Origin of the sequence: Shewanella sp. Sh95, from assembly GCF_001308045.1 — a bacterium.
Classification (GTDB): Bacteria; Pseudomonadota; Gammaproteobacteria; order Enterobacterales; family Shewanellaceae; genus Shewanella; species Shewanella xiamenensis.
The window spans coordinates 69,315-90,584 of the sequence record NZ_LGYY01000274.1; the positions used below are offsets into that span (position 1 = coordinate 69,315).

Below are 21,270 nucleotides of genomic sequence, written 5' to 3' on the forward strand. Positions count from 1 at the left end.
GGCTTGAGCTAAGTTTTGAGCGGCTATCAGGCGACACGCCTGATAGCACTCATACAAACGGAGAGGAAAACTTAAAACAGGTAATCGGCTCCGAGACCAATAAATAAGGCTAACCCTGCCCAGTTATTGTTGAGAAAGGCTTTAAAACAAGGGGCTCTTTCGCGGCCAAAAATCAACATCTGTTGGTAAGTGCTAAAACCAACAAAGGTCAGCAATCCTAGACCATAAAGCAGGCCACGGTCGGCACTCCAACCCGCGGCGATAAAACACAGCAGTGCAGCCAGTTGAAATAATCCAATGATTTGACGGTCATATTGGCCAAAAAGAATGGCGGTTGATTTGATACCGACTTTTAAATCATCATCCCTATCGACCATGGCGTACATGGTGTCGTAGGCCACAGTCCAAAACCAATTCGCCGCAAATAACCACCAGGCTTCGATGGGCACTTCACCGGTTTGCGCCGCATAGGCCATGGGGATAGACCAGCTCCATACCACACCCAAAAACATCTGCGGCATGTTTGTTACCCGCTTAGTAAAGGGGTAAATAATGGTGAGGATAATGCCTACAACGGATAATTTAACCACTAAGCCATTGAGCAGTAAGACTAAACCAAAAGCGGCTAAACCTAAGATCACAAACAGTAATAACGCTTCTTTGGTGCTGATTTCGCCGCTGGCGAGAGGGCGGGATTTGGTACGTTCAACGTGGGAGTCGAGATCGCGATCGGCATAGTCGTTAATAATGCAGCCACAGGCACGCATAATCACCACACCAATAATGAAGATAATGAGCACCTTAAGATCGGGCATACCACCTGCTGCTAGCACCAGCGCCATCAAACACGGCCAGAGTAATAACAAGGTGCCGATAGGACGGTCGAGTCGAGTCAGGCGGGAATAAACGTCCCACTTCTGCTTTAGATTCATTAACTAACTACTCCCAAACCTAATTTTTTATCTCGGTTGCTAGGGTAAACATCATATACCCTAGCCCCCTTTTAAGCGAATTTGCATAGGCTGAAACTGTCACAAAATCATGACATTCATGCCAATCAACGCGCCTCTAAGCGCGCGTAAGCCACCACCAGCCACTTACTGCCAAAATCACTAAAATTCACCTGTACCCGCGCCTGTGCGCCACTGCCTTCAAAGTTAGTCACTTTGCCGTCACCAAACTTTGGATGATGCACTCTTTGCCCAACGCTAAAGCCAGTATCGTTGGCGACCGCCGACTTTTGCGCACTGAAGCGATTATTCGCCATCGGTGTCGACACCTGCGCCTTTAAGCGAATTTCGTCCACATATTGCGGCGGAATTTCCTTAATAAAGCGTGATGGACGGGCGTAATCTTCACGGCCATAAATACGGCGAGACTCGGCATAGGTGATATAGAGTTTTTCCATCGCGCGGGTCATGCCCACGTAACAGAGGCGGCGTTCCTCATCGAGTCTGTCACCCTCTTCGAGCGCCATCTTACTCGGGAAGATCCCCTCCTCGACACCCGCCATAAACACCATAGTAAACTCCAGCCCCTTGGCCGAGTGCAGTGTCATCAGCTGTACTGCATCGGTAAAGGCGTCGGCCTGACCTTCGCCCGCCTCTAAGGCCGCATGGGATAAGAAGGCGTTAAGCTCGCCCATATCCTCAAGCTCCTCTGGCATTTCGAAGGTGCGCGCGGCGGTGACGAGTTCCTCTAAGTTTTCGATACGAGCGTGGGCCTTTTCGCCCTTTTCCGCTTCGTACATGGCTTTGAGGCCAGAGGCTTGGATCACTGTGTCCGTCATCCGGTACAGCGCCATATCCTGAGTTTCTTCCTGCAGGGTGACGATAAGATCCATAAAACCACTCACCGCTGAGGCTGCGCGGCCCGCAAGCACTTTTTCATCCAGCAGCCGTAAACAGGCCTGCCATAACGTAAGCTCTTGCTGACGCGCGGTCGAACGCAGAATATCTAAGGTGCGATCGCCAATGCCACGGGGCGGCGTATTAACCACTCGCTCGAAGGCGGCATCATCATTTTTATTGCTGATAAGCCGCATATAACCCATAGCGTCTTTAATCTCTTGGCGTTCGAAAAAGCGCAGGCCACCGTAAATCCGATAGGCTAAGCCTTTGTGTAATAAGGCTTCCTCTAGCACGCGCGACTGGGCGTTTGAGCGATATAAAATCGCGCAGTCACTTAAATTGCCGCCTTTTTCGTACCAATCATTGATCCGGCCGACAATAAAGCGCGCCTCATCCATTTCGTTAAAGGCGCAGTAGAGGGAAATCGGCTCACCATCGGCTTCGTCAGTCCACAGCTCTTTACCTAAACGCTCGGGGTTATTGGCAATAAGGGCGTTCGACGCCTTCAAAATATTGCCCTTGGAGCGATAATTTTGTTCGAGACGAATCGTGGTCGCCGTGGGGAAATCCTTCAGGAAGCGGTGTAGGTTTTCAACCTGAGCACCACGCCAACCGTAAATCGATTGGTCGTCATCACCGACGATCATCACATTGGCAGTTTGGCCGGCAAGCACGCGGATCCAGGCATATTGAATGGCGTTGGTATCTTGGAACTCGTCTACCAGAATATGCTTAAAACGCTCTTGATAATGTGCCAGCAAATGCGGCTTATTGAGCCAAAGCTCGTGGGCACGCAGCAGGATTTCGGCAAAGTCGACAAGGCCAGCGCGATCACAAGACTCTTGATAAACCTGATAAATCTTCAGCAGGTTTTGCTCAATCGGAAAACCACCCGCATCGATATGCTTAGGCCGCAATCCTTGGTCTTTCTTGCCATTGATATAACCCTGCGCCTGACGGGGAGGATATTGTTTTTCATCCAGATTCAAACTTTTAAGGATGCGTTTCAGCAAGCGCAGCTGATCGTCTGAATCAAGAATTTGGAAGCTCTGCGGTAATCCCGCATCTTGGAAGTGAGTGCGTAATAAACGATGCGCTAGCCCGTGGAAGGTGCCAATCCACATCCGCCCCATATTGGTGCCAGCGACTTTTTCAACCCGCTCACGCATCTCGGCCGCAGCTTTATTGGTAAACGTCACGGCTAAAATCGAGTAAGGACTCTGCTGTTCAACCTGCATTAACCACGCGATACGGTGGGTTAACACCCGCGTTTTACCACTGCCCGCCCCCGCAAGCACTAACATGCTAGATTGCGGTGCCGCGACAGCCTCGCGCTGTTTATCATTCAGGCCGTCTAGTAAAGAAGATACGTCCATTCTCGCCTCCAAAAAATCGAGGGGGCATTATAACAGAAGAAATCCCACCTGCGCGCCTGATCCACAAGACAAGAGGCATAAGCCAAGAAGCACGAGACAGTAGCCATAAGATGATCGGTATGGAACAGTCCATTCTTAAGCACTGTCATTGCCGCAATGCTTGTGAGCGGGAATCCAGCTTGTATTTGTTTTGGGTTGGAATTAAACAAAGACACAGCGGTATTAATTACTCATAGAAAGGGTGTTCATCATTCTGTTTCAATGATTAAGCACTGTCATTCCAGTGACACGCCGTTAACTCATCCCTGAGGGCTCGACGACGGCATCCATGCCGTCAACGGTCACTTACATGCCAGTGCTTAATTACGCGAGCTAAATCGTATTTTTTCAGTCTGAAACGGCATCTAAGTGTGACGTGTAAATTGAGCGAATCATCTCAGCAGGTATATATCTTTGAGCAAGTTGGGCACAAACCAATAGCTTAGGCAAAATTTAACAATGGATGTTTCGTTAAACTCATAAACTTTGATAAACCCTAATTGGCATAAGAAAGAAATTGGGGTACACAAATACTATGTTTCAAATCGATCTTTAATTTGTAGGAAGCTAAAGCGAATGCTGCATTCAAGGAGTTTTCTGCGGAAAACTTATCCACTTGCTCATTTCGATGGGCAAAGCCATTTCGTGCTTCTCGGGCTTTTTCTATCAATGGGACAACTGATTCATACTTATTATAGTTTTCAGTGGTTTTTATTTTTACAAGCATGTCATCGAGTTTAGGGGAATGCCCCTGTGTAGTCATTTCACCACTAGCTTCATTTAAGAAAATATCAAGTATTATATGTTCAATGATAAACCAAGAGAGAATTAATGAGGTACTGTAATCACTATTTATATATTCGCTTTCAGATTTTGATAGAGTGTTTAAGCATTCAATTCCCTTCTCGTCTAAACGTTCTAAAACATCAAAAGCCTTTTTGTATGCATCAACCGAAATCTGACCATCTCGACTTCCTAACTCTTTGAATTCAAGATTCATAACTGAAGTTAAATTAGGATATGTCGGGATAAATGTTGTTGGTTCATTAAGGTTTTGACCGATTTCACCGAAAAATTTCATGCACATGGTTTCATGTAGTGTGATTTCTATTGGGATAATAGAAGTGGAAAAGCCTGAAATATATTCCTTAGATGTCAAAGCTAGTAGATAGTTATAAACGTTAGCTATCTTAATTAACGTTTTACGCAACTCAACAGCTTTGAAATAGTCATCATCTTGGCTTATTGTTAATCTCTTTGTGTTGCTTGATATCCAAACCATGCCTGGTCTTGTTACTTTTATAGAAAGATCTTTCCCTTCAGCAGCAAAAACCACATCTCTTATTAAAAGAGATTTATTATTTTTATCGTTGAAATCATACCAATGCTCATCGGCATCGACTACAACCCACACATATGGTTTAGGTATAAAACCTAAAAAATAAATATTATTCATTAGCTTGTCCCAGCAATTAATGTGGATATATTAATAACACTTGTCGGAAAGTTTAACGACTTTTTATTAAAAGTTTATCGACACGCCCATCATAAAAAAGCTTATCAAGACACCCACTGTTAAATTTTGCGGGTGAAACAGAACATCCACAACTATTTGATGCTTTAAGTGACCAACAGACAACTCAAAAATCAAAGGAATACACCATCCCCTCGGAGTTGCCGCAGGGCGAATAGACAAATTGCGTGAGTCTCGCCATGGATGGCGAGCTAGCTTTCGCAGGTGCAGGGACGCATCCTTCGGAAGCGATAGCAAATTTGGCAATGAGTCCAAGGGGCTTTCAACTCCGTTAGGGGCGTCTTGGAGCATCCAAGGAGGATAGGACGAGCAGTCCTCCTTGGTCGGGTGTGGGGTGAAACCCCACGACTTTGATTTTATTAACAGTTTAACGAGACACCCACTGTTAAATTTTGCGGGTGAAACAGAACATCCACAACTCTTTGATGCTTTAAGTGACCAATAGCAAACTTCATAATCAAAGGAGGATAGGACGAGCAGTCCTCCTTGGTCGACTCTTGATTAAAAATCAGGGGATGAAACCCCACGACTTTGACTTTGACTTTGACTTTGACTTTGATTTTATAAATTGAACAATCGGTAACTCGTTAATTTTGAATTAAATAAAGAGTAACATGCATGAAACAGATCGAATCATCACTTTTATGCGCATAAAAGTGTAAAGTTCCGCACTTTTATGCGCGTAAAAGTGTAGAATGAGTTATAGTATAGGCCGTTAACAATCTTAATTGACGGGAAATGACAATGCAGCGCAACCTACTCAACGCCTTAATAGCATGGAAAGACCAACCTGTGCGCAAGCCATTATTGATCGATGGCGCAAGGCAAACGGGTAAAACCTATCTGCTGCAAGAGTTGTTTGGTAACACCTTTGCCAACATCCTGCGTATCGACTTTCTTGAAAATCCCGCCTACAAACAAGCATTCGATGGCTCACTGTCACCAGACGAGCTAATAATGAACATTGAGCTGTTGACCAATCAGGCGTTCAACCCAGAAACCGATCTGCTGATATTAGATGAAATTGGCGAATGTGAGCGTGCCGTTACCTCACTAAAGTATTTTGCTGAAAAAGCACCGTCCTATTTTGTCGCGGCAAGCGGCTCGAACATTGGTTTGCTCAACACCTTCCCTGTAGGTAAGGTAGAACAATACAATTTACGACCTCTGACCTTCCAAGAATTTATTTACGCATCCAACGAGCAAGCACTGATCAAAGCGTTTAAAGCCCAAGCAAGCACACCGGCGGTGCACACTAAATTGATGGATAAACTTACAGATTACTTTTTTACCGGTGGTATGCCAGAAGCCGTTTCCGCTTGGTATAGGTTGAAAGATGCGAGCATTTTAGAGCGGGTTGAAAAAGTCACAAAAATTCATGCCGATTTAGTTGAAGGTTATCGCCGCGATTTTGGCAAGTACGCGGGCAAGGTCGATGCCACACTGATTGAATCTGTGTTTAACAGTATTCCAGCGCAGCTATCACTTGTAAGTGATGAGTCCGTTAAACGCTTTAAATTTAAACATGTGCATGAGCGCAAATCTCGTTATAGCGATTTTGAGACCGCGATCCATTGGCTTCACTGCTGCCGCTTAGCCTTGCCAAACTACCCTATTGAAGGGCTGCCGAAATCGCCGCTGGCGGCCTATAAAAAAGAAAATATGGTTAAATTGTTTCTATTTGATGTGGGGCTGCTCAATCATATGCTGGGCAGCAGTTATAAAGAGATTAAGCAACAAAATTACGAATACAAAGGCTATGTGGCTGAAAACTTTGTACAACAAGAGCTCACTGCTATTGGCGTTGACCCAAGCTATTCATGGAATGACGCTCGCGCCGAAATCGAGTTTATTTTGGCAACCGATGAAGGCGATATCATCCCTGTTGAAGTCAAAAGTGGCAAACGTACCAGAGCTAAATCGTTGGCATCCTACGTTGAAAAATGTGCTCCAAGTAAAACCTTTAAGTTAACTGGCACACAAGGCTCATCGGCGTTAGAACAAACCAATATTGTAATGCCTTTGTATTTCACCCAGTATTTACCACAGAGATGGTAAAGAGCCTTGCTTAGCATCCCGAGGTCTACACAAAGTGACTTTATGAGTAACAATCTGTAGACCTAAGGAGCATACAAGCTTTCAGCCAATCAAAACTGAACGATATTTTTTGCTAACAACGCTTGGCCTGTCTGTAACCCCATTATTTAAAGCAAATCACTTAACCGGTTTAACAGCGCTTTACGACCATTATTAGTCACAACAAAGCGCTTAAAACGTTGCTCAAACGCCACGTTATCCGCTTTAAACTGATAGGCCTCAAACAGCTGATGCAAATAGCGTGCTGCCTCATCATAGCCACTGGCGCAGGTGCGATTCGCTTGCTCTTGTGCTTGCTGCCAGCTGTGCTCACGCTGATTGTAGATATCCGTCAACATCTTCTCTTTTTCCGCTTTTTCGATGGCTAATTTTTTTGCGAGCGCCTCAGCTTGCTCTTGCTGTAATTGGCTTTGCGCTTGCTCTATGAAAGGGGAAATCAGGTCGGGGGTTAACCAGTATTGATAGATTTCGTCGGTGTTGGCCGATTCTTTTCGCGTCAGTGCTAAGGCTTGGTGACGGGTTAGCTGGCCTTGCTCAAACAGCGTGCGTAATAGCGTGTCTTTCTCCGCATCCGTGAGATTATGCAGCCACGCATCAAACTGAAATTGGGCTTGTTTGGCTTGGTGACTTGGTTGTTCGTTCAGCACCATCGCAAGTGCCTTAACCCATGCTAACGGAATATCATACAGCGCCGCAAACGTCTGCACCTCTTCACTGAGATGCTCAAAATCGTATTGAATTAACGGTATTTCTTCAGGTTCTTCATTACAATCAAACGCTTTGAGCCACATAAAGTACACAAGACACCAATTCCCGTGGATTAACTCGCTACGTAACCCAGCTAAATGCTGGAAAAAGTCGTCAGCCTGTTCATCGTCAAAATACTCGCCATACTCTTCGATGGAAAAAATCAGCAGTTGCCACTCATCGCTTTGATGTACATGAAGCCCATCGCTTGAAAAGGCAAGCAACGCTTCAGGGATCGTTCCGGCAGGTAACTTGATGTATACATCGATTGAGCCCCAATCGGCATAGTAAAACCCGATATCGAAGTATTTTAACATCAGCGTAGAAGGTTCCGCCTTTAAGTCACTGTAGGTGTAATACACCTGAAAGGACGTAGCAGTGATGTCCGCACGGCTTGAAATGGTTCTGAGTGCTTGGCGCGCCTTAGCATCTAAGTAACCATCCAGACGCTCGAATTTATAGTATTGATATTCGCTCACGATGGCCTTGCTATGCGTTAATGGTGAATTGAAAAGTTTGTTTTAACAAAGGCTGTACCTTAACAACTCTGCCGATCGGTTCAGCGCCTTTGTAACGCCTTGGCTCAATGATCAAAAATCCCCAAAACTGTAAAAATCGCTCAATAAATCTTGATTCGATGAGCATGCTTAAACTTCTTTCTGGCGAGAAGTAATCATCCGTAGGCAAGGACTGAAGTAAATCAGGGAAAGCTGTCATCACCTCTTTCACCAGCTTTTCTACACTGTGATGACCTTGTAGGCGCCACAGCATAAACAGCCAAAAGGGTCGCAAGTCGATATCGTATTCAAAACCGTCCAAATATCCCCAGTTATATTGGCTGATGGCGGCCTCTAACATAGGTTTAAAAAATGCCTGTATGCCTAGAGCTTGATACTGCTTTTGCGCTGACTTTTTAACGTGATAACGGCCACTACGAAGGTAAATAATACCGCAAATGTCGGCTAACACTCGGGTGTAGTGCAAGGCATTAAATTTATCTTCGTTACTGCCCGCAAACTCGCTGATGCTAATATTTATTGGAAACTGAGCAACGGCAAACTCAGGTAATAACTCACTGGCCTGTTTAACCAACTTAGTCGGTAAGCTGCCTTTACTTGTGGCTTTGAAGGAGCCTTCTTGCGCCATGGCCTCATCAAGAATTAGCGCTAGATAACGCATCACCGGACTGGTTGAAAGATCGTCTGGTGTGCTGATTGTCACCCACTGTAATTGCTCAAACGGCGCATAAAGCCAATTGGCCATTTGTGTTGGTGTTACGCCACAAAAATCGGGATGAGGTTGATTATTGCGATCCTGAACTTTGTGTTGTAAAACGGCGTTAAGTTCATCAAGGCTCAAATTTGGGTTCATTGCCAACATGGCCTCAACATCATCGAACACTTGGGCATGTTGCTGGAAAACGCTGCTCATACAACAACGTTTAAACTTTTTACCACTGCCACAATGGCAAGGATCGTTACGACCGAGTTTCATTGCTGTCTCTTTTTATTGTTGTAGAAACTTGCTGGCAAAGCCTTAAAACTTCGCACTCACGACAACACCGTTGAAATTAAGACAATCTTTAATTCTTTGCTGCTGAACCGCGCTAAGCGTGTCGATATCATGGAAGGCAAACTCTGAGTGTTCATGACTTAAGCGAATCAGCGCATCGGCAGATGCACACTCACAACGAAAGATAAAAGCTTGGGATTGATAGACGCTGTGATAATACACGCCGCTAAGATAGTGAATGTTCACCTCTAATCCCAATTCCTCTTGGCATTCGCGCAGCAGCGCTTCGTGAATGGTCTCTCCTGGTTCTAAGGCGCCGCCGGGTAAGCCCCAAGCAAAATTGCCATAGTTCGCTTTGAGCAGCAGCACTTGCCCTAACTCATTGGTAATCACTGCATGACTACTGAGCCGAAACCTATCTTCAAATGCCATCTACCCATCCTACGTTGGCGCGATTACCAGCTTGCTATTTGCTATTTGCTATTTGCTATTTGCTATTTGCTATTAAAAGTATTGCAGCTGGCAGGTTTGCCGGAGGCAAAGCCGATATTAAACCATTTCACTCTGTCAGCCGAACTACCATGGGTAAAGGCTTCGGGTTGCACGGCGCGACCCGCCATTTTTTGCAGGCGATCATCCCCCACGGCACTGGCCGCGGCAATGCCTTCTTCTACATCGCCAGGCTCAAGCAAATTGAGCTGTCTATCGACATAATGCCCCCACACGCCAGCGTAACAGTCGGCTTGCAATTCGAGGGCGACACTCAGTTGATTGGCCTGCGCCTTGCCAGCGGCTTGCTGGGCCTGACGCACTTTAGTGCTGGTGCCGAGTAGGTTCTGTACATGGTGACCGACCTCGTGGGCGATAACATAGGCAAAGGCGAAATCCCCCGGCGCTCCGAGTTTTTTCAATTCCTCGAGAAAACTCAAGTCGATATAGACTTTGCTGTCAGCGGGGCAATAGAAAGGCCCCGATTGCGCCTGCCCCATACCGCATCCGGTTGAAGTCATATTGCGATAAAGCACTAGCTTAGGTTCGACATATCGCCCTTGTAGCAATTGATTCCAAACGGTCTCCGTCGTGCCAAGAATCGCCGCCACAAACTGGGCATTTTCATCTTGAGCCGCGGTATTACTGGCCGATTGAGACTGACTAAACCCCGCTTGATTACTCGGTTCGAGGGATAATCCGCCGGTAAAATATTGAAACGCAAAATATAACCCGCCCAGCAGCAATACCACTCGACCGATTTTAGTTTGCAGCAGAAAAGGCAATAACCTAAGCAAGAGCGCACTGGGCACGCCCGCCGACGCCATCTGTTGGTCCCGTCTGTCTTCGATATTGGAGCTGCGATCACTGTCACGCCAACGCATTGGATTTCCTCGGCTATGGGTATGCAATAGACATTTCAGTTTAGCCGTTATTTGGGATCATTCTGCTCAGTAGGAGCCGCTTTTAACGAGCGCAAAAACAGCCCTAGCCCACCAAAGGCTAACACTAAAATCACGATCAAATCGAAGGCCGACATGGCTTTAAAGTGAAACTGAATCGAGCTGATCACGCCTACAAGTAAGGCGACTAAGGAGCCTAAGGTAAGCAGCCAACCGAGCTTAGTCTTGGCATCAAAAAACACCATCACTATCCCGAGGATAAACGGCAGCATCACCATACCTGTGGTGATCGATAATCCCTGTCCAAAGGCATTCATGCGGTAGAGGCCGTAACCTAGCCCAAAACTGGAACTTACCTGTATCGCATTGAATAACAGATAGAATCCTGCACACATCATGGCAAGTCCAATAAAAAACTGGCCAATACCGCCCTGTGTTCCTCCCGCTCCCTTCATACCAATCCTTGCTATTGACGTTGTTGAATCGCCCGATCCACAGCTTGTTTAAGCTGTTGTTCCTCTTCAGCCTTTTTGGCCTTTTCATGGGCAGTTAACTGCTTATCCGCCTCATCCACGCAGCGCTGCTTATCTAGCATGGGTTCATAGGGGTCGACATCCGTCCGGGCGGAACAGGCTAGCTCAGCACAGCCAGAGGTCAATAATAATGTGGACAAGACTAACATAATCAATGGGGTTTTCATCTTCGGCTCCGCAACAAATGCTACAAAATAACTACACTTAGCCAAACTAACATTGCCAAGCTTTACTTGAGCTGTATCGATTATGTGCTCAACGATATTGACACAGATCCACGAAAGGCAAACACTGAGTGATGTTTTTTTATCCACCCATGACCAACTCCCCCTTGGTTCACCTTGGGGCGTTAATTAAGACAAGGACTGCGCTTGAATACTCTACTCTTAGGTAAAGGTGAGCAACAGGTTCACTTAAATCTTAAATATGCCAACCGCCACGGACTGATCGCTGGCGCTACAGGTACAGGCAAAACCGTTTCGCTGATGACGCTAGCCGAAGGCTTTTCCCGCCAAGGTGTACCCGTCTTTCTTACTGATATCAAAGGCGATATTTCAGGACTCGGTGTCGCAGGCACACCAAACGATAAGCTATTGAAGCGGGCGGCAGAAATCGGGATAGTAGATTATCAAACCGAGGCAAACCCCGTCGTTTGCTGGGATTTGGCAGGAGAGCAAGGTCATCCATTACGCACAACCGTGAGTGAAATGGGGCCGACCTTACTCGGGCGCATTCTCGAGCTCAATGACACCCAAAGCAGCATTTTAGACATAGTGTTTCAACTGGCTGACGACCAAGGTTTATTGTTACTCGACCTCGACGATTTGCGCGCCATGCTCAACTTAGTGGCCGATGAGCGCAAAGACATCTCCGCCAAATATGGGCTTATCAGCGCCCAGTCCCTTGCCGCCATTCAACGCTCAGTGCTTGGTTTAGCGCGCGATGGGGGTAACGACTTTTTCGGCGAACCAGCACTTCAACTCGAAGACTTGATGCGCACTAATTTGCAAGGGCGCGGCATTATCAACCTGTTAGCCGCCAATAAACTCATCTTGACCCCAAGCCTCTACTCCAGCTTCTTACTCTGGCTGCTATCAGAACTCTTTGAAAATTTACCCGAAGTTGGCGATCTCGATAAACCTAAATTAGTCTTCTTTATTGATGAGGCACACCTATTATTTGAGGGCTGCCCAGCAAGTTTGCTTAAACGCATAGAGCAAATTATGCGGCTTATCCGCTCCAAGGGCGTCGGGGTATATTTCTGCTCGCAATTTCCCGACGACATTCCCAATGAAATTCTCGGTCAGCTCGGCAATCGCATTCAGCATGCCCTCAGGGCGTATACCCCAAGGGATCAAAAAGCCGTTAAAACCGCAGCCGAAACCTTTGTATCGAATCCTAAATTGGTGGTCAGCGAGGTAATTTCACAACTCGCCGTGGGCGAAGCCTTAGTGTCAACCCTTGCCGAGAAAGGCGTGCCGACTATGGTTGAGCGCACCTTGATAGCACCACCACGCTGCCGGATGGGACCAGCCACGACCGAGGAGTTAACCGCTATCCGTCATCAAAGTCCGATTGGTGGTAAATACGATACTTTAGTCAATCGCGAATCCGCCTATGAGCTATTGAATCAACGTCATACCGAACAAACGAATGGCAGCAGTACTGCGCAAACAACCAGTACGCCAACGACCAAAGCAGCTGAGCAAGGCTGGTTTAGCGAGCTTATCTTTGGTAATAAACGCCGCCAAGGATTAGCCGAAACCTTGTCGAAACAAGCGGCAAGAACCGTTGGTAATCAACTCGGAAAACAAATTTTACGCGGATTACTCGGCGGTATACTGGGAAAATCGACTCGCAGGTAAGGTAATGAAATGTGTAAATACCGTGTTCTGAACCGCATATTTTATATACAGATTAGCACTAGCATTAGCGTGAATTATTCTAAGCAGCGAGTGGATCTTCCTTAGGATTTCGGTGATAAGATTATTTTGCGAGTACAGCTCAGAGAGGCAAACAAATTCAAATAAATTACCAATCGTTTTAAATAGTTGTGATTTAAAAATGGTGTAATTCGAGTTTAAATGTTTCGCTTTAATCAGGACATCATGGAACGGGTTTTATGCAAATGGCTTACATGATTAGCCTGATGAACAACCACTGAAAGTACATGGAGTTAACTATGAGTAAAGAGCAAAAAAATCGCAAAGAGGCCAAGAAAAAGCCGTTAATGTCGATCAAGGAAAAACGCGCTGCAAAGCACGCCAAAAACGCGACTAAAGGCCTCCTCGATAACGTTAAGTAATATTGTGACACCTTAGGGTGCGCTTCCAATATCTTGATTAAGGGTTAACTACGGTTAGCCCTTTTTATTAGCCCGTTTTTTATTCTCACCAACTTAACGATAATTTATTCCGCAAACACAAAAAAGCTAACATACTGATTTTTTTTAAATATTAATAAGCTAGAACGCCTTTATTTAGGACCTCACCTAGACTAAAGCAATATCTACAATGCTTGAGTCTTTTGCTATGGTTTTCTTCACCCAAATCCACACATTCTGAACGCAACACACTTGCCGATATGTTCCTAGAGTCAGATGTAATCTACGCATTATCGACTCATGGTTACACTGATTAACTCGGCACATTAACCGTAAAAACTCACTGTCTAGCTTGTATCGAAAGGCGTGTTAAAGCTTGTATTTTGAACAGTTTTGGGTATATAAGGTCTGATACTAAAATAAATAATCAATGATATCTATTGTTCTTAACCTATATAACACAATAAAAAATAAGGATATTTAAGCATGAAAATCAACAAACGTTTTATCGCCGTGGGCGCCGCTTTAACCCTCTCACTCAGTGCAGCCACGATGGCGGCCGCACCTGCCTTTATCAATATTCTGACCGGTGGTACCAGTGGTGTGTATTACCCGATTGGTGTGGCACTGTCGCAACTTTATGGTACAGGTATTGAAGGCGCGAAGACCTCAGTACAAGCCACAAAAGCCTCGGTTGAAAACCTCAACTTGCTGCAAGCCGGTCGTGGTGAGCTGGCCTTAGCCTTAGGTGATTCAGTGGCTGCGGCCTATCAGGGCGATGCCGATGCAGGCTTTAAAAAACCGTTAGATAAGGTTCGCGTGCTCGCAGCCGCTTATCCTAACTATATTCAAATAGTGGCGAGTAAAGAATCTGGTATTAAAACCTTAGCTGATTTAAAAGGTAAACGTATTTCTGTCGGTGCACCTAAGTCGGGTACTGAACTCAATGCTCGCGCCATCTTCAAAGCGGCTGGCTTAAGCTATGAGGATATGGGCAAGGTTGAGTTTTTACCTTACGCTGAATCCGTTGAGCTGATTAAAAACCGTCAGTTAGATGCAACCTTACAATCCTCGGGCTTAGGGATGGCGGCGATCCGTGATTTAGCTGCGACGATGCCAATCAACTTTGTTGAAGTCCCCGAAGATGTGATCCTCAAAATTAATAATCCTGCCTATCAGCATGGAGTCATCCCCGCGTCGACCTACGAAGGTCAAACTGCTGATGTCTCAACGGTTGCGATTCAAAACCTATTTGTCACTCAAGCGGGAGTGTCGGACGATTTAGCCTATCAGATGACAAAACTGATGTTTGAACATTTAGATCGTCTCGGTAATGCGCACTCAGCGGCAAAAGCGATTCAATTAGACAAAGCGACCAAAAACCTACCAGCGCCACTGCACCCAGGTGCGGAGCGTTATTTCAAAGAAGTTGGCGCACTCTAAGGGTGTAACCTCAATCTGAGCGACCCTTTTCCAACTCAGCACTTGGGTGATTCCCCAAGTGCTGCGTCGCCCTCTGTTGTCTAATGCTGTGAGGCATAAATATGAGCGATTCCGAACAAGGCCTAGGTGCAAGCACCAGTGACTGGCCCAAAGCGCTGTTTTATACGGCACTTATTTTCTCTATTTTTCAAATCATTACCGCCGCATTTCACCCCGTATCGACTCAAGTGCTGCGGGCAACCCACGTTGGTTTTTTACTTTTAGTGGTTTTTTTAAGTTATCCCGCCGTGGGCAAAGCTCGACCTTGGCAACCCTTAGCTTGGTTGCTTGGCCTTGCGGGCATGGCAACGGCCGCCTATCAATGGATTTTTGAGGCCGATCTGATCCAACGTTCGGGTGAATTAACCGATGCCGATATGGTGATTGGCGTGGTGTTGATTGTCTTAGTGTTTGAGGCCGCGCGACGAGTGATGGGTTGGGCATTACCGATCATTTGCTGTATTTTTTTAGCCTATGGCTTATTCGGCCAATACCTCCCCGGCGACTTAATGCACCGCGGCTATGGCGTTGACCAAATTATCAACCAGTTATCCTTTGGCACCGAGGGGCTTTATGGCACTCCAACTTATGTGTCGGCCACTTATATCTTCCTGTTTATTTTGTTTGGTGCCTTTTTAGAACAAGCAGGCATGATCCGTTTGTTTACCGATTTTGCGATGGGCTTATTCGGCCATAAACTGGGTGGCCCGGCCAAAGTCGCCGTGGTTTCCTCGGCGATGATGGGGACAATCACAGGTTCGGGCGTCGCCAACGTGGTGACCACTGGACAATTTACCATTCCACTGATGAAACGCTTTGGTTACCGTCCCGCCTTTGCCGGTGGCGTTGAAGCGACCTCCAGTATGGGTAGCCAAATCATGCCGCCGATTATGGGCGCGGTGGCCTTTATCATGGCCGAAACCATTAACGTGCCGTTTATTGAAATCGCCAAAGCCGCCTTGCTGCCAGCGTTACTGTATTTTTGCTCCGTTTTTTGGATGGTGCATTTAGAAGCCAAACGCGCCAATCTTTGTGGCTTGCCCAAAGATCAATGTCCCGATCCTTGGGCGGCGGTTAAGGCGCGTTGGTATCTGCTTATTCCGTTGTTTATTTTGGTTTATTTACTGTTTTCTGGCAGAACACCGCTGTTCTCGGGCATGGTCGGTTTAGCGCTGACCTCAATAGTGATCTTAGGCTCAGCCATTGTGCTGCGCCTGCCTTCTAATGCCCTGCGTTTTGCCTTTTGGATTGCCCTTGGCGTGCTGTGCGCGGGCTTCTTCCAGATGGGGATTGGCGTAGTATTTGGAGTCATTGCCATACTCGTGGCCATCTGTTGGTTTATCAAGGGCGGTAAAGATACTCTGACCATTTGCTTACATGCATTGGTCGAAGGTGCGCGCCATGCCGTACCAGTTGGGATTGCGTGCGCCTTAGTGGGAGTGATCATCGGTATTGTCTCGCTCACGGGAATAGCCTCCACTTTTGCCAGCTATATTCTCGCTGTAGGGCAGGATAACCTGTTCTTATCCTTAGTATTAACTATGCTCACTTGTCTGGTATTAGGCATGGGAATACCCACCATCCCTAACTATATTATTACCAGCTCAATTGCCGCACCGGCGTTACTGGATTTAGGCGTGCCGCTGATCGTCTCCCATATGTTTGTGTTTTACTTTGGGATTATGGCTGACTTAACACCACCCGTTGCCTTAGCCTGTTTTGCGGCCGCGCCGATTGCAAAGGAATCGGGGCTTAAGATCAGTTTGTGGGCGATTCGTATTGCTATCGCAGGCTTTGTTATCCCCTTTATGGCGGTTTATGACCCCGCACTAATGCTGCAAAGCGATAGCTGGTTGGCAACGGGTTTTGTGGTGCTAAAAGCAACCGTTGGTATTGGTATCTGGGGCGTAATTTTTACGGGTTTCTTACTGCAAAAACTCTATTGGTGGGAACGGGTTATCGGCTTCCTCGCTGGAGCCAGTTTGATCCTTGCCACCCCGCTCAGTGATGAAATTGGCTTTGGACTGGCGCTACTGTTTATCGTGCAGCACAGCCTCAGAGCCCGCAAACTGAAACGTCTTGCCGAGCAGGGGTAATGTTTTGGAATTTTATGCAAAGGTAAGGCAATAGCATGCTAGGTCTATGTTTAGGCCTAGCTGGCACACTGTGGGCACAAGTGCCCACAGAGCACTTTACTTTGGCCTGGAACCACAGCATCGAAAAAATCCGCTGGGAAGAAGATTATCAGCTCACACCGCAAGGCTTAGTGTTAGTTGAAGCCAGAGTGAAAGGCACAGGTGCGGGTATGGAAATCCCTGATGATGCGGTGTTTAACAATGGAAGTTGGCATTATCAGCCTAAGCTGCCCGTGCTGCCCAAATTACGCTTAGGTCGCACCCCCGAAGCGGGAGATTTTGAGCTGTGTTTCGCCAACGCCACTGGTAAAGTGCAATGCCAAGCCATGAGTCATTGGCTTGGCCCTCCAAATAAGCAAGATGCCGCTGTTGAGGTATGGAGTTGTGAGCAGTGAAATATCACTTTATAGAGACGCGCAAGCAAGGCGCGATGCTGCCCATTAGCGCTCGATAATGCTCTTAACGAGAGAAGCTGTAGCCGTTTTTCCCTTGATGTTTAATGCGATACATGGCGGCGTCTGCACGTTCGCAACTTTCAGCAAAACTATCACCATCACTAAAAATATCAATGCCGATGCTCAGTCCAATCGCCACTTCATGACCTTCAAGTAAAAAAACCTGTCGATAAACATCAAGCAAGGATTGTGCAAGCATGCTTAATGATTCAACTTCGGTGGATGGCAGTATGATCACAAACTCATCACCACCTAACCGTGCGATCTTCGCTTGCTCACCCGAATGAGCGACCAAAGAATCTGCAACGTGCACTAATAAATTGTCGCCAAATTTATGGCCGTAACGGTCATTTAAGGCTTTAAAACCATCAAGATCGATAAAAAATAACGCACCACTCATGCCGGGCTGCAAGCACTCATCGAAGGCCTTGGCTATAGCTTGGCGATTCATCAGGTTGGTAAGTGGGTCGCTATGGGCGAGTAACGCTAAATCGAGTTCATAACGCTTTTCTTGGGTGATATCGATATGGCTGCCCATCATCCGCAGCGGTGTACCATCAGGTAAACGTTCTACAATGCGGCCCCGATCCGACACCCAAGTAACGCTGCCATCTTTATGCAGCATTCGGTGCACGGCCTGGTAATAATCGGCCTTGCCATTCACATGATCTTCAAAGGCTTGGATTACCCAGTCTTTATCTTCTGGGTGTAATTTGCTTTTCCAGATATCAACATGGGCTGCTAACTCATCGGGGCTAAAACCGAGCATTTCGCCCCAGCGCATATTGAAAATGGTTAAATTCCCACTTGGAATATGCTGTTCCCATAAGCACAAACCATTGCCATCAAGGGCGGCGAATAGTTTCTCTTCGGCACGACGATTCAACGCCGTTAATTGAGCGTTTTCACGTTGAAGCTGAGCAATTTCGGCCTGAAGTTGCTTAATCTGTTCTGCTGCCGTATCCGATGCCACAGAAAAATCTCTTTCCTTAACGTGGGGAAACCTCGTCCAGTGTAAAACAAACAATGCCGAAGTGACATAGTGAGGAGGACGAGAAGACCCTAGATCATACTCGCCCTATCGAGCTTACACAGACTCTTACTATCTTGTCATACTTAGTCGCGAGTCAGCACTTCAAGCAATTCGATTTCAAAAGTAAGATCAGAATTGGGTTTGATATGAGCCCCAACTTGGCGCTCGCCGTAGGCTAAATGAGCTGGCACCAATAACTTGCGTTTGCCGCCCACTTTCATCCCCATAATCCCTTGGTCCCAACCTTTAATCACTCGGCCAGTCCCAATCACACATTGAAATGCCTGACCACGGTCATAGGAGGAATCGAACTGCGTACCATCTTGCAAAAAACCGCGGTATTGGGTAGTGATCAACGCGCCTTTTACGGCCTCTTTTCCATCACCGACAACCAGATCGATTATTTCTAACTCAGTCATTTAATTAATCTCTTACTCTTCACTTAACACAGTGATTTATCAAAGTGTCTATTCTAACATCGGCACTCCTACTTGTCGGCGTGCCGTGGGGATTTTGTGGCTTATACCATTCTTGCTTGATCCTATCCTCCTTTAAATTCCACTTATTCAACCCCATATCTAGATCATCCCCGAGCTTAGGAGCCAGATTATGATTATCGCTTGCCCCCAATGTGACACCTTAAACCGCGTGCCCCAAGAGCGGTTAACTGAGCAGCCGACCTGCGGCAAATGCAAACAGAATCTATTTGCGGCGGCTCCGATTGAACTCACAAGTGCCAATTTTATCAATCATGCCCATAAATCAGAGTTGCCCTTAGTTGTTGATTTTTGGGCCAGCTGGTGCGGCCCCTGTAAGAGTTTTGCGCCTATATTTTCTGAGGCCGCAAAAGTATGGGAGCCAAGATTCCGCTTCGGTAAAATCAATACTGAAGAACAACAAGCACTTGCGGCTCAATTTAATATTCGCTCCATTCCCACCTTAATGATTTTCAAGCAGGGACAACTCCTCGCGCAGCAAGCCGGCGCCTTACCTAAGCCAGCGTTCGATCAATGGTTAAAACGTTATGGTTAATATGTGCTTCGCCCATAAAAATACCCAGCTGAGCTGGGTATTTTTATTTGGATGAATCAGAGGCGATTACACTTCCCAGAAGGTGTGAGCAATAATGCCCAGCACTATCATGCTGAGGAAGTTAACTATCATGCCCACTCGCACCATTTCCGACTGCTTGATATGGCCAGAGCCATAAACAATGGCGTTAGGCGGCGTCGCCACTGGCAACATAAAGGCGCAGGATGCGGCAATACCAATTAGCACGGATAGCATGACGGGGGATACCCCCAATGCTTCGGCAATCGCCGCAAATACAGGCACTAACAGCGCCGCACTCGCGGTATTACTGGCAAATTCGGTTAGCATTACCACAAAGGCGATCACCGCAAACACAAACAGCGACATGTGGGTGCTGCCAAAAATATCCGTCATCCAGTGCGCGAGGAACACACTGGTACCGGTAGTTTTGAGCACGGCACTCAAGGTCAAACCGCCACCGAATAAAATCAACACGCCCCAGTCGGTAGTCGATTCAATCTTCTTCCAACCAACTAAACCGAGCCCCGCCAGTAATACCACAGCACCGAGTGCAACGACGGTATCAAACTGGGTTATTCCGCCAAGCGCTTTTGCCAACGGCACACTGAAAATCCAGCAACATACGGTCGCAAGGAAGATAACCAGCGTCAGTTTTCCTTGGAACGTAAGCTTTTGATCTTCAAGTGCAAGCTCGCATTTAGCCGACAAGTCTGGCTTAAAGTACCAATAGAGCGCAATGAGCATCATAGGGAGCATTAAGATCACGGTTGGAATGCCAAATTTTAGCCAATCGCTAAAACTTAACCCCACCTGCGCTGCGGCAATCGCGTTGGGAGGACTGCCGACTAAAGTACCAATACCGCCGATATTAGCGGAATAGGCAATCCCCAATAATAGGAACACATAGGTACTGTGATAGGTTTTACGATCTAATTGCTGCAAAATTCCCAGTGCCAGAGGCAGCATCATTGCCGTGGTTGCGGTATTACTGATCCACATCGACAGCAGCGCAGTTACCCCAAACAACATTAAGCAGGCAATACTCAGCTTGCCTTTAGAGGCCAGCAGTAATTTTTGCGCGATTAAGGTATCAATCTTTTGATTGTGCAATGCAGCTGCAAGCACAAAACCACCGAAAAATAGATAGATAATTGGATTGGCAAAGTTACTCATGGCCTCTTTGGTTTCAAATACCCCAAAGAATACCGCCAAAATAGGCACTAAAATCGCAGTAATACTGATATGAATCGCTTCGGTTAACCACAGAATGGCTGCAAAGACTAAAATCGCAAGCCCAGTATTCACTCCCTGCTCAAAGGGTAATCCGTAATACAGTGCAAACAGCAGCACAATATCCGCCATTAAGACCAGCATATTTTTCTTTTCAAGCCCAGTATTGGCGGGCAAAGGATTAGGGGGAACCGACGTTGATTGCGTTAAGGACATGGTGACTACTACCTTCATACCATTATTTTTTCTAGCAAATTTAGGGCATAGGTCACACTAGTAAAAGCAGTTTATTTTGTACTTTAGCTACATAGCAACAACAAAATGCTAAGACTTAAAACGCAAAAAAACCATTTTCGCGATAAAAACCACCTATTTTTGATCTTAAGTGATGAACAAAACTTTCAAACGGATAAAAATACTGCAAAAGCTTGATAAAGCTGTAACTAAATAAATATTTAAAACTGTGATAAAGATCAAATC

Annotated in this window: 19 protein-coding genes; 7 read left to right on the forward strand and 12 right to left on the reverse strand. The window is 46.4% G+C overall.

What is annotated here, in order from left to right:
- Positions 1–71: 71 nt before the first annotated feature.
- The 3 genes from ubiA to AEA42_RS20345 form a co-directional block, all read right to left on the reverse strand.
- Positions 72–932 carry a 4-hydroxybenzoate octaprenyltransferase gene (ubiA, locus tag AEA42_RS20335; RefSeq protein WP_037413866.1) on the reverse strand — a complete coding sequence of 287 codons (861 nt, stop codon included), beginning with the start codon at positions 930–932 and terminating at the stop codon, positions 72–74.
- Positions 933–1,057: 125 nt separating this feature from the next.
- Positions 1,058–3,226, reverse strand: coding sequence for a DNA helicase II (gene uvrD / locus AEA42_RS20340; RefSeq protein ID WP_037427350.1), 2,169 nt, complete (start codon positions 3,224–3,226; stop codon positions 1,058–1,060).
- Positions 3,227–3,761: 535 nt separating this feature from the next.
- On the reverse strand, positions 3,762–4,721 hold the full coding sequence (locus AEA42_RS20345; RefSeq protein ID WP_055648690.1) for a hypothetical protein: 960 nt from the start codon (positions 4,719–4,721) through the stop codon (positions 3,762–3,764).
- 822 nt (positions 4,722–5,543) lie between these two features.
- Between AEA42_RS20345 and AEA42_RS20355 the strand changes: the two genes are divergently transcribed.
- On the forward strand, positions 5,544–6,857 hold the full coding sequence (locus AEA42_RS20355; RefSeq protein ID WP_055648692.1) for an AAA family ATPase: 1,314 nt from the start codon (positions 5,544–5,546) through the stop codon (positions 6,855–6,857).
- A 146-nt stretch (positions 6,858–7,003) separates the two neighbouring features.
- Here AEA42_RS20355 and AEA42_RS20360 read toward each other — a convergent pair whose 3' ends face one another.
- The 6 genes from AEA42_RS20360 to AEA42_RS20385 form a co-directional block, all read right to left on the reverse strand.
- Positions 7,004–8,122 (reverse strand): hypothetical protein, encoded by a 1,119-nt coding sequence (locus AEA42_RS20360; RefSeq protein ID WP_037413538.1) that lies wholly within the window; start codon positions 8,120–8,122, stop codon positions 7,004–7,006.
- 10 nt (positions 8,123–8,132) lie between these two features.
- Positions 8,133–9,137 carry an SEC-C domain-containing protein gene (locus AEA42_RS20365; RefSeq protein WP_055648693.1) on the reverse strand — a complete coding sequence of 335 codons (1,005 nt, stop codon included), beginning with the start codon at positions 9,135–9,137 and terminating at the stop codon, positions 8,133–8,135.
- A 42-nt stretch (positions 9,138–9,179) separates the two neighbouring features.
- Positions 9,180–9,587 carry an NUDIX domain-containing protein gene (locus AEA42_RS20370; protein WP_047536799.1) on the reverse strand — a complete coding sequence of 136 codons (408 nt, stop codon included), beginning with the start codon at positions 9,585–9,587 and terminating at the stop codon, positions 9,180–9,182.
- A gap of 62 nt (positions 9,588–9,649) precedes the next feature.
- On the reverse strand, positions 9,650–10,528 hold the full coding sequence (locus AEA42_RS20375) for a neutral zinc metallopeptidase (RefSeq protein WP_047536796.1): 879 nt from the start codon (positions 10,526–10,528) through the stop codon (positions 9,650–9,652).
- A gap of 47 nt (positions 10,529–10,575) precedes the next feature.
- On the reverse strand, positions 10,576–11,001 hold the full coding sequence (locus tag AEA42_RS20380) for a hypothetical protein (protein ID WP_047536794.1): 426 nt from the start codon (positions 10,999–11,001) through the stop codon (positions 10,576–10,578).
- Positions 11,002–11,012: 11 nt separating this feature from the next.
- The gene (locus AEA42_RS20385; RefSeq protein WP_037413552.1) at positions 11,013–11,246 is read right to left on the reverse strand and encodes a hypothetical protein; all 234 of its coding nucleotides are present in this window, start codon (positions 11,244–11,246) and stop codon (positions 11,013–11,015) included.
- Positions 11,247–11,450: 204 nt separating this feature from the next.
- On the opposite strand from AEA42_RS20385, the gene AEA42_RS20390 reads away from it, so the two are divergent.
- The 5 genes from AEA42_RS20390 to AEA42_RS20405 all read left to right on the forward strand — a co-directional run bounded on the left by AEA42_RS20390 (position 11,451) and on the right by AEA42_RS20405 (position 17,414).
- A complete protein-coding gene (locus AEA42_RS20390; protein WP_055648694.1) occupies positions 11,451–12,944 on the forward strand; it encodes a helicase HerA-like domain-containing protein in 1,494 nt (497 codons plus the stop codon).
- Between the two features lie 317 nt (positions 12,945–13,261).
- A complete protein-coding gene (locus AEA42_RS23070) occupies positions 13,262–13,384 on the forward strand; it encodes a hypothetical protein (RefSeq protein ID WP_037413559.1) in 123 nt (40 codons plus the stop codon).
- 504 nt (positions 13,385–13,888) lie between these two features.
- On the forward strand, positions 13,889–14,845 hold the full coding sequence (locus AEA42_RS20395) for a TAXI family TRAP transporter solute-binding subunit (RefSeq protein WP_037413561.1): 957 nt from the start codon (positions 13,889–13,891) through the stop codon (positions 14,843–14,845).
- Positions 14,846–14,946: 101 nt separating this feature from the next.
- Positions 14,947–16,980 carry a TRAP transporter permease gene (locus AEA42_RS20400; protein ID WP_055648695.1) on the forward strand — a complete coding sequence of 678 codons (2,034 nt, stop codon included), beginning with the start codon at positions 14,947–14,949 and terminating at the stop codon, positions 16,978–16,980.
- A gap of 35 nt (positions 16,981–17,015) precedes the next feature.
- Positions 17,016–17,414, forward strand: a complete 399-nt coding sequence (locus AEA42_RS20405; protein ID WP_055648696.1) for a DUF1850 domain-containing protein — start codon at positions 17,016–17,018, stop codon at positions 17,412–17,414.
- Positions 17,415–17,478: 64 nt separating this feature from the next.
- On the opposite strand, the gene AEA42_RS20410 is transcribed toward AEA42_RS20405, so the two are convergent.
- Both AEA42_RS20410 and AEA42_RS20415 read right to left on the reverse strand, forming a co-directional pair.
- The gene (locus AEA42_RS20410) at positions 17,479–18,447 is read right to left on the reverse strand and encodes a diguanylate cyclase (RefSeq protein WP_055648697.1); all 969 of its coding nucleotides are present in this window, start codon (positions 18,445–18,447) and stop codon (positions 17,479–17,481) included.
- A gap of 143 nt (positions 18,448–18,590) precedes the next feature.
- Positions 18,591–18,926, reverse strand: coding sequence for an FKBP-type peptidyl-prolyl cis-trans isomerase (locus AEA42_RS20415; RefSeq protein ID WP_011070807.1), 336 nt, complete (start codon positions 18,924–18,926; stop codon positions 18,591–18,593).
- A gap of 190 nt (positions 18,927–19,116) precedes the next feature.
- On the opposite strand from AEA42_RS20415, the gene trxC reads away from it, so the two are divergent.
- Positions 19,117–19,539 (forward strand): thioredoxin TrxC, encoded by a 423-nt coding sequence (gene trxC / locus AEA42_RS20425; RefSeq protein ID WP_055648699.1) that lies wholly within the window; start codon positions 19,117–19,119, stop codon positions 19,537–19,539.
- A gap of 66 nt (positions 19,540–19,605) precedes the next feature.
- Here trxC and AEA42_RS20430 read toward each other — a convergent pair whose 3' ends face one another.
- On the reverse strand, positions 19,606–21,006 hold the full coding sequence (locus AEA42_RS20430) for a DASS family sodium-coupled anion symporter (RefSeq protein WP_047535129.1): 1,401 nt from the start codon (positions 21,004–21,006) through the stop codon (positions 19,606–19,608).
- Positions 21,007–21,270: the final 264 nt, after the last annotated feature.

Coding starts and splice junctions, on each gene's coding strand:
- AEA42_RS20370 (WP_047536799.1), bottom strand. CDS start 9,587: ATGGCATTTGAAGATAGGTTTCGGCTCAGTAGTCATGCAGTGATTACC.
- AEA42_RS23070 (WP_037413559.1), top strand. CDS start 13,262: ATGAGTAAAGAGCAAAAAAATCGCAAAGAGGCCAAGAAAAAGCCGTTA.
- AEA42_RS20345 (WP_055648690.1), bottom strand. CDS start 4,721: ATGAATAATATTTATTTTTTAGGTTTTATACCTAAACCATATGTGTGG.
- AEA42_RS20395 (WP_037413561.1), top strand. CDS start 13,889: ATGAAAATCAACAAACGTTTTATCGCCGTGGGCGCCGCTTTAACCCTC.
- AEA42_RS20405 (WP_055648696.1), top strand. CDS start 17,016: ATGCTAGGTCTATGTTTAGGCCTAGCTGGCACACTGTGGGCACAAGTG.
- trxC (WP_055648699.1), top strand. CDS start 19,117: ATGATTATCGCTTGCCCCCAATGTGACACCTTAAACCGCGTGCCCCAA.
- AEA42_RS20415 (WP_011070807.1), bottom strand. CDS start 18,926: ATGACTGAGTTAGAAATAATCGATCTGGTTGTCGGTGATGGAAAAGAG.
- AEA42_RS20355 (WP_055648692.1), top strand. CDS start 5,544: ATGCAGCGCAACCTACTCAACGCCTTAATAGCATGGAAAGACCAACCT.
- AEA42_RS20375 (WP_047536796.1), bottom strand. CDS start 10,528: ATGCGTTGGCGTGACAGTGATCGCAGCTCCAATATCGAAGACAGACGG.
- AEA42_RS20365 (WP_055648693.1), bottom strand. CDS start 9,137: ATGAAACTCGGTCGTAACGATCCTTGCCATTGTGGCAGTGGTAAAAAG.
- AEA42_RS20385 (WP_037413552.1), bottom strand. CDS start 11,246: ATGAAAACCCCATTGATTATGTTAGTCTTGTCCACATTATTATTGACC.
- AEA42_RS20430 (WP_047535129.1), bottom strand. CDS start 21,006: ATGTCCTTAACGCAATCAACGTCGGTTCCCCCTAATCCTTTGCCCGCC.
- ubiA (WP_037413866.1), bottom strand. CDS start 932: ATGAATCTAAAGCAGAAGTGGGACGTTTATTCCCGCCTGACTCGACTC.
- uvrD (WP_037427350.1), bottom strand. CDS start 3,226: ATGGACGTATCTTCTTTACTAGACGGCCTGAATGATAAACAGCGCGAG.
- AEA42_RS20400 (WP_055648695.1), top strand. CDS start 14,947: ATGAGCGATTCCGAACAAGGCCTAGGTGCAAGCACCAGTGACTGGCCC.
- AEA42_RS20380 (WP_047536794.1), bottom strand. CDS start 11,001: ATGAAGGGAGCGGGAGGAACACAGGGCGGTATTGGCCAGTTTTTTATT.